The 12,116-nt window shown below is 74.1% G+C and carries 9 protein-coding genes; 6 read left to right on the top strand and 3 right to left on the bottom strand.

Annotated features, from left to right (window positions below; all coding sequences use genetic code 11):
• Positions 1-66: 66 nt before the first annotated feature.
• Positions 67-1,023, top strand: a complete 957-nt coding sequence (locus tag ABZ452_RS13895; RefSeq protein WP_357942372.1) for a hypothetical protein — start codon at positions 67-69, stop codon at positions 1,021-1,023.
• A gap of 59 nt (positions 1,024-1,082) precedes the next feature.
• Here ABZ452_RS13895 and ABZ452_RS13890 read toward each other — a convergent pair whose 3' ends face one another.
• Positions 1,083-4,010, bottom strand: coding sequence for a glycoside hydrolase family 9 protein (locus ABZ452_RS13890; protein ID WP_357942370.1), 2,928 nt, complete (start codon positions 4,008-4,010; stop codon positions 1,083-1,085).
• A gap of 350 nt (positions 4,011-4,360) precedes the next feature.
• Between ABZ452_RS13890 and ABZ452_RS13885 the strand changes: the two genes are divergently transcribed.
• The 3 genes from ABZ452_RS13885 (at position 4,361) to ABZ452_RS13875 (ending at position 7,590) form a co-directional block, all read left to right on the top strand.
• Entirely contained in the window at positions 4,361-5,131 is a 771-nt protein-coding gene (locus ABZ452_RS13885) for an LPXTG cell wall anchor domain-containing protein (protein ID WP_357942368.1), read from the top strand.
• A 101-nt stretch (positions 5,132-5,232) separates the two neighbouring features.
• Positions 5,233-5,757, top strand: coding sequence for an isochorismatase family protein (locus ABZ452_RS13880; RefSeq protein ID WP_357942366.1), 525 nt, complete (start codon positions 5,233-5,235; stop codon positions 5,755-5,757).
• Between the two features lie 267 nt (positions 5,758-6,024).
• Positions 6,025-7,590 carry an aldehyde dehydrogenase family protein gene (locus ABZ452_RS13875; protein ID WP_357942364.1) on the top strand — a complete coding sequence of 522 codons (1,566 nt, stop codon included), beginning with the start codon at positions 6,025-6,027 and terminating at the stop codon, positions 7,588-7,590.
• A 183-nt stretch (positions 7,591-7,773) separates the two neighbouring features.
• On the opposite strand, the gene ABZ452_RS13870 is transcribed toward ABZ452_RS13875, so the two are convergent.
• Together ABZ452_RS13870 and ABZ452_RS13865 are read right to left on the bottom strand one after the other, a co-directional pair.
• Positions 7,774-8,859 carry a GNAT family N-acetyltransferase gene (locus ABZ452_RS13870; RefSeq protein WP_357942362.1) on the bottom strand — a complete coding sequence of 362 codons (1,086 nt, stop codon included), beginning with the start codon at positions 8,857-8,859 and terminating at the stop codon, positions 7,774-7,776.
• An 80-nt stretch (positions 8,860-8,939) separates the two neighbouring features.
• A complete protein-coding gene (locus tag ABZ452_RS13865) occupies positions 8,940-9,644 on the bottom strand; it encodes an amino acid-binding protein (protein ID WP_357942360.1) in 705 nt (234 codons plus the stop codon).
• A gap of 150 nt (positions 9,645-9,794) precedes the next feature.
• Between ABZ452_RS13865 and ABZ452_RS13860 the strand changes: the two genes are divergently transcribed.
• Together ABZ452_RS13860 and ABZ452_RS13855 are read left to right on the top strand one after the other, a co-directional pair.
• Complete coding sequence (locus ABZ452_RS13860) at positions 9,795-10,904, top strand: phosphotransferase family protein (RefSeq protein WP_357942357.1); 1,110 nt, start codon at positions 9,795-9,797, stop codon at positions 10,902-10,904.
• Positions 10,904-12,115 carry an acyl-CoA dehydrogenase family protein gene (locus tag ABZ452_RS13855; RefSeq protein WP_357942355.1) on the top strand — a complete coding sequence of 404 codons (1,212 nt, stop codon included), beginning with the start codon at positions 10,904-10,906 and terminating at the stop codon, positions 12,113-12,115. The genes ABZ452_RS13860 and ABZ452_RS13855 overlap by 1 nt, the downstream gene beginning before the upstream one ends.
• Position 12,116 lies beyond the last annotated feature (1 nt).

The raw sequence follows: 12,116 nt of genomic DNA, 5'->3' as shown, positions 1-12,116 counted from the left end.
ACGGTAAGTGTCCAAGATCTGTGGACGGGACGGCGAGGCCGCATCGTCGGGCGGAGACTCGGGCGGGTGGTGAGGGTGCTGCCCGCCGACGAGGCGGGGACGTTGGAGTGGCTGGCGTTCGAGCAGGCGGGGGTGCTGACGACCGGCCAGGCGAGCCGGCTGCTGACCGAGGGCGTCGTGCGCGGCATGGTCCGCTCGGGGCGCTGGCGCTCGCTGTGTCGCGGCATCCTGCTCACCGGCAACGGCCGGCTGACCCGTGACCAGCAGTTGTGGGTGGCCGTGCTCGCCGCTGGACCGTGCGCCGTGCTGGCCGGGGTGACCGCCGCGGCCGAGGCCGGTGTCCGTGGTCTGCCGCCGGAGCCGCTGCACGTGCTGGTGCCGGCGGATCGGCGGGTGAGGACACTGCCGCGCCGGCTCCCGATCGACATGCCCGGGGTCGTGGCGCACCGCACCACCGTGTTGCCCGAGGCGCACCTCCAGCGCGCCCGGCCGCCCCGGACCACGACGGCACGGGCGGTGGTCGATGGCGCGAGTTGGGCTCGGAGCCTCCGGGAGGCCCAGCTCGTCCTGGCGTCCGCCTGCCAGCAGCGACGTGTGCTGCCGGAGGAGATCGAGGCCGTGCTGGCGGTGCTGACCCGGCCACGGCGCCGCGATCTCGTCCGGCGGACGGTGGCGGACATCGCGGGCGGCGCACAGGCACTGTCGGAGCTGGACTTCCTGGCGCTGTGCCGCCGACACCGGCTGCCCCGCCCAGACCTGCAGGAACGCCGCAGGGATCAGAGCGGCCGGGTCCGCTGGCTGGACGCGTACTGGCGGGAGTGGCGGTTGCACGCGGAGGTTGACGGGGCGCACCACATGGACGTGCGGCACTGGGCCGAGGACATGCGGCGGCAGAACGACATCTGGACCAACGGTGACCGGATCCTCCGCTTCCCCGCCTGGCTGGTCCGTGCCCGCCCCGGCGAGGTCGCCGCCACCCTCGGCCGCGCCCTCCGCGCCGCCGGCTGGCGTCCACCGAAGTGAATCTTGGACAGTTGCCGTTCGGGATGAACGGCAACTGTCCAAGATCGGGCGAACAACCGCTACGAGACGGTGCAGGGGGAGCCGTTCAGGGTGAACGCGGTGGGTTTCGGGTTGGTGCCGGTGTGGGTGCCGTTGAAGCCGAAGCTGGTCGACGCGCCCGGCGCCAGCGTGCCGTTGTAGGAGACGTTCGTCGCGGTCACCGCCGTCCCGGTCTGGGTGAAGTTCGCCGACCAGCCCTGGACCACCTTCTGCCCGCTGCTCGGGAAGGTGAAGCCGAGCGTCCAGCCGTTGATGGCGCTGGTCCCCGTGTTGGTGACGGTGATGTTCGCGGTGAACCCGGTGTCCCAGCTGCTGGTCGTCCAGGTCACCGCGCAGCCGCCGCCGGCCGGCGGGTCCGCGGTGGTGACGGTGAGCGCGGGCGAGGCCGCCGAGACGTTGCCGGCCGCGTCCACCGCGACCACGGTGAAGGTGTACGCGGTGGCGGCGGTCAGCCCGGTGACCGCCAGGGTGGTCCCCGTGCTCGACCCGACCAGGACGTTCCCGGACCGGTGGACCCGGTACCCGGTGACGCCCACGTTGTCGGTGGCCGGGCCCCAGGCGAGGGTGAGCCCGGTCGGGCCGATCGCCGACGCGGTGGGTGTGCCCGGGGCGGTGGGCGGGGTGGTGTCCGGCGCCGGAGCGGCCGGGGTGGTCACGGTCAGGGCCGGCGAGGCCGTCGACCGGTTCCCGGCGCCGTCGCGGGCGCGCACCGTGAACTGGTACGTCCGCTCGGGCAGCAGCCCGGTCACCGCGAGGGTGTTGGTCGGGGCGTCGGTCAGCACGAGCGCGTCGCTGCCGGTCTGCGCCCGGGTGACCTCGTAGCCGGCCAGGCCGCTGCCGCCGGTGTCGGTGGAGACGGGCCAGGTCAGGGTGAGGCCGGTGGCGGTGACGGCCGAGGCGACCGGGGCGCCGGGCACGGTCGGCGCGGTGGTGTCCGGGGTGGCCGGTCCGGGCTCCTCGCCCCAGACCCGCGTCCCGCCGGAGTAGAGCGGCACCTTCCGGTTGGGGCCGGCGGTGGTCTGGTACGACGGGTCGTTGGTCGGGTTCCAGGTGCCGCCCTCGGGCACGCCGATCTTGAACTGCACCTCCATCCGGTGCTGCGACTGCCCGGCCGGCGCGATGGTGTATCCGGTGCAGTCGACCTCGACGTACCAGATGTCGCCGGAGAACTGCTTGGCCGTGGTGGGCGACGGGCAGCCCTGCGTGTAGCCGGGGGTGACCTGCACCGGGCCGGTGCCGTCGGGGCGGAAGTAGTAGCGGAACTTCGCGGTGGTCAGTGCCCGGGCCGGGAAGGCGGACTTGTTGTAGATGATCGCCTTGAGTCCGGTGGCCCTCGGCTCGGCCTGCATCACCGTGGTCTCCACGGTCAGCTCGTCCAGGTCGGGCTGCTCCGCGGTCGGGAAGCCGGCGAGCGGGCTGCCGCCGTACTCGGAGGCGAGCCGGGCCAGGGCGGAGGTGAAGCCGGCGTTGTAGTCGGTGGCGACCTCGTTCATGACGTAGTCGGAGCGGCTGTCGGTGTAGGCGTCGTTGGCCGAGGACGGGCCGCCGACCAGCGCGCCGTAGAGCACGTGCCGGGTCTCGGTGGGCACCGTCTGGCTGTCCCACCAGGAGCCGTGCGCGGTGCGGTGGTGCGGGTTCTTCGGCGAGTTGGCCCCGAAGCCGATCACGTAGCTGGAGTTGCGTGGGTTCTCGCCGAGGGCGTAGTTGATCTGCCGGACGGCGAAGTCGTGGTAACGCGCCTTGCGGGTGGCGTCGGTGGTCCGGTCGCTGTAGACCAGCGCCGCGAAGGCGGTGTTGGCCGCGTAGCGCAGGGCACCCCAGGAGTCGAGGACGGCCATGCCGCCGGGCGAGTAGTTGACGCGGGAGCCGTTGACGCCGACGGTCCACCAGTCGAGCCAGCGGTTGGCGTCGTCGACGTACTTCTGCTTACCGGTCAGGTTGGCCAGCAGCACGTACGCGCCGAACTGCTTGTTGTCCCAGGCGATGGTCCACTTGTAGGAGCGGGTGGTGGACTGCGGTTCGGTGCCGAGCCGGTCGTACTCGCTCTCGGCCTTGGTCAGGTAGGCGGCGTCGCCGGTGGCGCGGTAGAGCCAGGCCGCGCCCCAGACCAGCTCGTCCTGCCAGCCGCTCCACGACCGGTAGAAGCTGGTCGCGTCGGTGATGCACTCGTGGTAGCTCTTCCGTACCGTGTCGGCGAACGTGTAGAGCTGCTTCGCGTGGCCGAGCAGCTTGTCGGCGTAGGCGGCGTCGGTCGGGCGGAAGACGATCGACGAGGCGGCCATCGCGGCCGCCGTCTCCCCCGCCAGGTCCGCGCCGCCGCAGCTCGCGTCGATCTTGTACGCGGGCCGCGCCATCGGCAGCACCTCGGCCGGTCCCCACCACTTGTGGTCGTCGTCGCCCTTGCCGACCTGTCCGTAGAGGACGTTCGGTGCGGGGTGCGCCTTGACGAACCAGTCGTTGACCCAGCGCAGGTTGTTGAGCAGGTGCGGGAGCTGGCCGGAGGCGACGTAGCCGTCCCGGTACTCGACGGCGCCCCAGGCCAGCATGGTGGCGCTGAACGCCATCGGGAAGCCGAACTTCACGTGGTCGCCGGCGTCGTACCAGCCGCCGGTGAGGTCGAGGCCGACGTCGGCGCCGTCGGTGAGGGCCGAGTCGCCCCGCCAGGAGACCCGGTTCCAGGCCGGCTTCCGGCCGGACTGCTGCGCCTCGTAGAAGAACAGCGACTTCTGCAACGCCTCCTGATAGTTGAACGCGGGCGCGGCCAGTGCGCTTCCGGTCCGCGCGCCGGCCGCGGCGGAGACCGCGCCGTCGTTGCCGGCGGGTGCCGCGGCGGCCGGCGCCGGCGGGGAGGCGACGGCTGCGGCCAGGCCGGCGGCGAGTGCGGCGCCGGCGGCGAGCAGCCGGCGGAGCCGGGACCGGCCGCGAGGGGGCGGGGTCGGACGGGGCATGGCGAGCTCCAGTGGGTGGCGCCGCGGTGGCCCGGACCGGACGGGACGGCGTCGGCGGTCGGGGCTGCCGGCGGCTGTGGTGGTGGGACGGACCCGGATGCTCGGGAGCGCTCCCATGGATAGTCGACAATGTACTGGCGACGTCATCGGTTGGGAAGCCGGCGCCGGCGCCGAGGACGGCGAAGCGTCGAGAGCCCGTTCATCGTTACGCCGACACGCCTGGGAAGTGGCCCGGATTTCGCCCACGGCAAGGACATCTGCGCAGCTCAGGGGCCTCGTCCCATCTGGACGGGAGCCCATCGACATGTGATCATGTGGCGTCCCCCTCTCCCGATCTCGAAGGATTCCTCATGCCACAGCGTCGGCACGTGGCGCGCGCTGCCCTCACCGCAGCCGCCGCCACGGCCCTGCTCGGGCTCGCCACCCCGGCCTGGGCCACCGGCAACCCGCACAACCCCAAGGGCGACAACGGCACCGTCAAGATCGACGGCACGCCCTTCTCGGACAAGGTCGACAACCAGCCGCACGTCACCTGCGACTTCGAGCTGGAGTTCTTCAACTTCGACAAGGACCAGAAGGCCGACATCACGCTCTGGGCGCAGGCGCCGTCGGCCACCCCGAAGGACAAGGTCGTCTGGTCGAAGAAGAACGTCGTGATCAGCACCGACCCGGCCTCCGGCGCGGAGAACGACCACGACGCGGTCATCAGCCTCTCCTCGAAGGACCTCGACCTGGCCGGGCTGACGCCGCACCCGAAGCAGGGCTACCACCTCAAGCTCGACGTGGACCTCACCGACGGCAGGTCGTCCGCCGGCAAGCACAAGGTCTTCTGGCTGGCGCCGTGCGAGTCACCGGGGAACCCGACGACGCCGACCCCGGCCACGCCGGGCGGGGAGACGCCGACCCCGACGCCGGGCGGCCCGGAGAACCCGTCGGGCACCCCGGCGCCCGGCACCTCGGCCGGCGGCGGGCAGGGCGGCGGCAGCGGCACCGAGGGTGGGCTGCCGCTCACCGGCGTGGCCGCGACCAGCATCTCGCTCGCCGGCCTCGCCCTCATCGGCGGCGGCGTCCTCCTGATGACGCTGCGGCGCCGCCGGGACCGGATCACCTTCACGAGCTGACCCGGACAGCGGCTCGGAGCCGGCCGTCGGACCTCGGTCCGGCGGCCGGCTCCACCTTTTCCGGGGCCACCCCGACGGTCCGCCCTCGATATGATCTTGGGGTGGATGCTCTCGACCCGACCCGCACCGCCGTCGTCCTGATCGACCTCCAGCGTCGCATCGTGGACCTGCCGACCGCCCCGCACACCGGCCCCGAGGTGGTCGAGCGTTGCCTTGCCCTCGCCGAGGCCGCCCGCGCCACCGGGGCAACCGTGGTGGTGGTCCGCGCCGACCGGCCCGGCCCTGATCCGCAGCCGGCGGGGAGCGAACTGCTTCCCGAGGTGGCGCCCCGCGAGGGCGACCTGGCGATCGTCAAGCACACCTGGGGCGCCTTCCACGAGACCGGGCTCGACGCGGCGCTGCGGGAGCGCGGCGTGGACACGCTGGTGATCGGCGGGCTGGCCACCAACTTCGGCGTCGAGCAGACGGCCCGCATCGGCGACGAGATCGGCTACCGGGTGGTGCTGCCGCACGACGCGATGTCCGGGTTGGACGCGTACGCCCACGAGTTCGCGGTCGACTACGTCTTCCGCCGGCTCGGCACGGTCTGCACGACCGCGGAGGCGATCGCCGCACTGGGCGGTTGAACCGGCCGAGGGAATGATCCGTACTGACGGGTAACCCGGTCGACGCCGCCCGGGCCTGGATCACATAATCGACAGCCTTCTATAGGCTTCCCGCGTACGCCCAGGTCAAGCTGCTGGCGGTCGGGCCGCGACGCGTCGCGGTGGCCGGCCGAGCGTCCTGGCATACGAGCGTACGGTTGCCCGCCCGCTCGGCAGCGCGGGACAGTACGCGACACCAGCGGTGCCATCGACGCCGCCGCTCCCCCGGACAACCCTGAGGAGATCGCGATGGCTCTCAGACTCGCCGACGGCACCTCCTGGTCCGACACCCTCGCCCGCGCGGTGGCCGCCACGCCGGAGGCCTTCGGCACCGCACCCGACGGCACCGCCACCCTGCACAACCTGGTCGAGGGCGGGTGGCGCGCGGTCGGTGCGCCGACCCCGGTACGCACCCCCGTCGACAACACCGTGCTGGTCAACCTGGCGCGGCTCGACGCCGAGGCGGCGCGGGGCGCGGTCGCGCACGCCGCCGCCGCGCACCGCGAGTGGGCGCAGACCCCGCTCGCCGAGCGCAAGGCCCGGGTCGACGACGCCCTGGACGCGCTCACCGCCCACCGCGACCTGCTCGCCCTGCTGCTGGTCTGGGAGATCGGCAAGCCGTGGCGGCTGGCCTGCGCCGACGTCGACCGCGCGCTCGACGGCGTCCGCTGGTACGTGCAGGAGATCGACCGGATGCTCGCCGACGGCCGCGAGCCGTTGCCCGGCCCGGTCAGCAACATCGCCTCCTGGAACTACCCGATGAGCGTGCTCGTGCACGCCGAGCTGGTGCAGCTGCTCGCCGGCAACGCGGTGATCGCCAAGACCCCGTCCCAGGGCGGGGCGGTCTGCCTCACCGTGGCGCACGCGCTGATGCGCCGCGCCGGGCTGCCCGCCACCCTGCTCTCCGGCAGCGGCGAGGAGCTCTCCGAGGTCCTGGTCCGGGCCCCGGAGATCGGTGCGGTGGCGTTCGTCGGCGGCCGCTCCAACGGCGGCAAGGTGGCCGCGGCGCTGCTCGACTCCGACAAGCGGCACTTCATCGAGCAGGAGGGCCTCAACGCCTGGGGCATCTGGAACTTCTCCCAGTGGGACCTGCTCGCCGCGCACCTGAAGAAGGGCTTCGAGTACGGCAAGCAGCGCTGCACCGCGTACCCGAGGTTCGTGGTCCAGCGCGACCTGGTCGACGAGTTCCTCGACATGTACCTGCCGGTGGTGCGTTCCGTCCGGTTCGGACACCCGCTCGCCGTGGGTGACGACTGGTCGGCCGGTGACCCGCTGCCCGAGCTGGACTTCGGCCCGCTGATCAGCGGTGCCAAGGCCGAGGAGCTGCGGCGCAAGGTCGACGAGGCGGTCCGCGGCGGCGCGGTGCCGCTGCACCGGGGCAAGCTCGACGGCGCGCCCTTCCTCGACGGGCAGGACACCTCCGCCTACGTGGCGCCGGCCGTGCTGCTCGCCCCGCCCGGCCGCTCGCGGCTCATGCACGCCGAGCCGTTCGGTCCGGTGGACACCATCGTCGTGGTGGACACCACCGACGAGCTGCTGGCCCAGATGAACGCGTCCAACGGCGCGCTGGTCGCCTCCGTGGCCTGCGACGACGAGGAACTCGCCGGCAAGCTCGCGGTCGACCTGCAGGCGTTCAAGGTGGGCATCAACAAGCCCCGCTCCCGGGGCGACCGGGAGGAGCCGTTCGGCGGCCGGGGCGCGTCCTGGAAGGGCGCGTTCGTCGGCGGCGACCTGCTGGTGCAGGCGGTCACCGTGGGCGGCGACGGCCGGCTCTACGGCAACTTCCCGGACTACAGCAGCTACCCGGCGACCTGATCGGACCGGGCCCGGACACGGGCAGGGCCCCCGCACCGGGGGCCCTGCCGTGTCACCGTCCTCCGCATCGGAGGTCGGCCCGGTGGCGCCGGTGACCCGGCGCCGGTGCGCGGTCGCCCGCCGGCCGGCGTCCCGTACCGCGCCGTTGCGGCCCGGGACGCGTCGCGGCGCGCGACCGTGAAGTCAGGACGACCGGCGCGCCCGCGCGGCCGCGCCGGCCTGGCGGGGCGGCACGGCCGGGCGGGACGCCAGCGGCACCGTCACGGTCAGCACGCTGCCGTCCCGCTCCACCGAGGTGGGCCGGTTCAGCCCGCGTACGGTGCGCAGCATCGGGGTGTTCTCGGCCTGCACGTGCAGCAGCACGGCCGCGTAGCCGGCCCGGTCGGCGTGCCCGAGCAGGCGCCGCAGCAGGGCCGAGCCGAGGCCCCGGCGCTGCCAGTCGTCGCGCACCAGCAGCGCCGCCTCCGCCTCGTCCCCCTCGCCGAGCAGGTTGGCCATGGCCACCACCGGTGCGGCCGTCCCGCCGGAGGCGGCCGTGGCAACCAGGGTCAGCCCTCGCGCCGGTTCGAGCAGCCGGCGCAGCCGGGCCGGTGCGGGGTGCCCCGCGCCGCTCAGGTAGCGCCGCTGGCGGCTCCGGTGCGAGCACCTGTCGTGCAGCTCCAGCACGCCCGGCAGGTCGTCGGCGGTGGCCGGCCGGGCCAGCACCTCGGCCGCGTCGGGCAGCACCAGGGTGACCCGGTCGGCGTCCCGGCGGGTCACCGTGGCGGCCAGCTCGACCAGGGCCTGCGCGCGGGCGTACTCGGCCGGGGTGAAGCTCGGCTCCCGCCGCCGCAGCTCGTACGAGCCGCCGGCCGGGTCGGCCAGCAGCATCGTGGTCCCGTCCACCCCGCCGGGCGGGGCGGCCGGCGTCGGCCGCCAGGCCACCGCGTCCGCGCCGAGCAGGACGCGCAGTGTCTCGCCGGCCGCGTCCGGGTCCCGGACCAGCCGGCCGGCCAGGCCGAGCACCCGGGTGGGCTGGTCGGCCAGCCCGCGCGCCTCGCTGCGCGCGACCCAGCAGTTCCGGCCCCGCCCCCGTTCGACGGCCGCCCGCAGGTCGGCCTCGGTGAGCCGGTCGGGCGCGTCGACCAGGAAGTCGTCGACCGCCCCCAGCTCGGTGGTGTGCACCTGCACGGTGAGGATGTTGACCCCACGCAACGCGAGGCTCGCCGTGAGCACCGACAGGTAGCCCGGCCGGTCGTCCACGGTGGCACGGATCCGCCACAGCGCCATGGTTCGCTCCCTTCCTCACCACCGACCCTGCCGGCCGCCTGTTGCGCCCCCGTTGCCCACGGGTGAAACGGTGGGACTGGTCAGGTGATGGTGGTCACGGGCGGGGCGCCGACCAGGTCGAGCCGGTCGCCGAGGATCACCGCGCCGGCCCGGACCAGCTGGGCGAGGCGGTCCACCTCGGTCGAGTGGAACGCGGCCGCGGCGAGCGGGTCGCTGTGGTCGCGCGCCACCACCAGCACCAGGCCGGCCCGGCCGAACGGCGCGACCGCGTAGTGGTGCCCGTCCGGCGTGGTCATGGCCCGGGCGCGCAGCGGGGTCACCTCCGGCAGCCGGGGCGGGACCGGGGCGCGCCAGCTCGCGTGCCCGACCGTCGCCCCGCCCGCGCCGCCGCCGCGGGCGGCCCAGTCCAGCGGCACCACCGCGGCCACCGCCCAGTCCGCGGCGAGCAGCCCGGGCGCCGCGTCGACCAGGGTGGCGACCCCGTCGGTCGGGTTCGCCGCGACCTGTGCGAGCAGTTCGGCGTCCTGGCCCGTGGTCGTCGGCGCGCCGATCGCCCGCCACACCCCGTCCACCCGTACGCCGGGGATGGCGGCCAGGCCGGCGAGCAGGCGCTCCACCCGCGCCGCGCCCGGCCAGACCACGGTGAAGTCGTCGACCGCCCGGCCGCCGAGCCGCTCCAGCACCACCACCTGGACGATGTCGGCGCCGGAGACGCCGAGCGTGCGGGCCACCTGGCCGAGCGTGCCCGGTCGGTCCGGCAGGGTCACCCGAACTCTCAGCAGCATGTCTGGTCCCTCCGCTCGGCAGGCCGGCCGTGGCGGCCGGCAGGCTGGGCCCCAGCCTGCCGGTTGACCATTTCGCCCCCGTTGCAGCGGCATGTCCCGCCGGGAACATCCCACCTTGACAACAAAGCTGAGCTGCCATCAACTAACCGGATGACCGATCCGGCCGTCGACGCACCGCAGACCCCGACCGGTTCGGCCCCGCGCGGGCTCGACCTCGACCGGCTGGCCGCGTACCTGGCCACGCACCGGCCCGAGCTGGCCGGGCCGTTGCCTGCAGCGGACCGGGCGGCTCACGCCGGGCCGCTTGCGGCGCGGCTCATCGCCGGGGGCAAGTCGAACCTGACCTACCTGCTGCGCGCCGGCGACCGCGAGGTGGTGCTGCGCCGGCCGCCGCTCGGGCACGTGCTGGCCACCGCCCACGACATGGCCCGCGAGTACCGGGTGATCTCCGCGCTCGCCCCCACCGCGGTGCCGGTCCCCGAGGCGCTGCTGCTCTGCACCGACCCCGACGTGCTCGGCGCGCCGTTCTACCTCATGGAGAAGGTCGACGGCGAGGTCTACCGGCGGCGGGAGCAGACCGACGCGCTCACCGCCGGCCAGCGGCGCGACCTGGCCCTGGCGATGATGGACACCCTCGCGGACCTGCACATGGTCGAGCCGGGCGCGGTCGGGCTGGGCGACTTCGGCCGCCCCGACGGCTACCTCGGCCGGCAGGTCCGCCGCTGGGCCGGGCAGCTCGACCGGTCCCGCAGCCGGCCGCTGCCCGGCATCGACGAGCTGCGCGACGCGCTCGCCGGCAGCGTGCCCGAGGGCGCGAACGCCGGGCGGATCGTGCACGGCGACTACCGGCTGGACAACCTGCTCGCCACGGTCGAGCCGGTGGCGGTGCGGGCGGTGCTCGACTGGGAGATGGCCACCCTCGGCGATCCCCTCGCCGACCTGGGCCTGCTGCTGACCTACTGGGACGTGCTGGGCGACAGCGACAGCGCCGAGGGCAACCCGGTGGCCGACGGCATCGGCCCGCGGGCCGGCTTCCCCACCGGCGCCGAGCTGATCGACCGGTACGCCGGCCGCAGCGACGTCGACGTGGGGCCGCTGCACTGGCACGTGGCGCTCGGCTGCTTCAAGCTCGCGGTGATCTGCGAGGGCATCCACTACCGGCACACCCTCGGGCAGACGCTCGGCGGGGGCTTCGACCGGATCGGCGAGATGGTGGCGCCGCTGGTCGAGCACGGTCTGCACGCGGTGAGGGAGAAGTAGTGGACTTCGCGTACGACGCCCGGACGGTCGAGCTGCGCGAGAGGCTCGAGGCGTTCCTCACCGAGTGCGTCCTCCCGGCCGAGCCGGTGCACCACGAGCAGGTGCTCGCGGCCGGCGACCCGTGGGCCCGCCCGCCCGTGCTGGAGGAACTGAAGGCCGAGGCCCGGGCGCGCGGCCTGTGGAACCTCTTCCTGCCCGACGCGCGCTACGGCGCCGGGCTGACCAACCTCCAGTACGCCCCGCTCGCCGAGCTGACCGGTCGCAGCCCGCACCTGGCCCCGGAGGCGCTGAACTGCGCCGCACCGGACACCGGCAACATGGAACTGCTGGCCGAGTTCGGCTCCGACGCGCAGCGGGACCGCTGGCTCGCGCCGCTGCTGGCCGGGGAGATCCGGTCGGCGTTCTGCATGACCGAGCCGGAGGTGGCCTCCTCCGACGCCACCAACGTCGCCACCCGGATCGTGCGGGACGGCGACGCGTACGTGGTGAACGGCCGCAAGTGGTGGTCGTCCGGGGCCATGGACCCGCGCTGCGAGATCTTCATCGTGATGGGCAAGACCGACCCGGACGCCGACCGGCACCGCCAGCAGAGCATGATCCTGGTTCCCCGCGACACCCCGGGCGTGACGGTACGCCGGGGCATGACCGTCTTCGGCTACAGCGACGCCCCGCACGGCGGGCACGCCGAGATCGACTTCACCGACGTACGGGTGCCGGTCGAGAACCTGGTCGGCGCCGAGGGCGCCGGCTTCGCCATCGCCCAGGCCCGGCTCGGCCCGGGACGGATCCACCATTGCATGCGGTTGATCGGCATGGCCGAGCGGGCCCTGGAGCTGCTCTGCCGGCGGGCCCTGACCCGGGTGGCGTTCGGCCGCCCCCTCGCCGAGCAGGGCGTGGTCCGGGAGTGGATCGCCGAGTCCCGGGTGCGCATCGAGCAGGCCCGGCTGCTGGTGCTCAAGACCGCCTGGCTCATGGACACCGTGGGCAACCGGGGCGCGCACACCGAGATCCAGGCCATCAAGATCGCCACGCCGGCGATGGCCGAGTGGGTCATCGACAAGGCCATCCAGGCGCACGGCGGGGCCGGCGTCAGCCAGGACACCCCGCTCGCCGCCCTCTGGGCGCAGGCCCGCACCCTCCGCCTGGCCGACGGGCCCGACGAAGTGCACCGGGCGTCCCTGGCGAAGCGGGAACTGCGCCGCTGGGCCTGAG

The organism is Micromonospora sp. NPDC005707, from assembly GCF_040631005.1.
Lineage (GTDB): Bacteria > Actinomycetota > Actinomycetes > Mycobacteriales > Micromonosporaceae > Micromonospora.
Note: the sequence above shows the minus strand (reverse complement) of the source record. Positions and strands in the feature narration are given on the sequence as shown.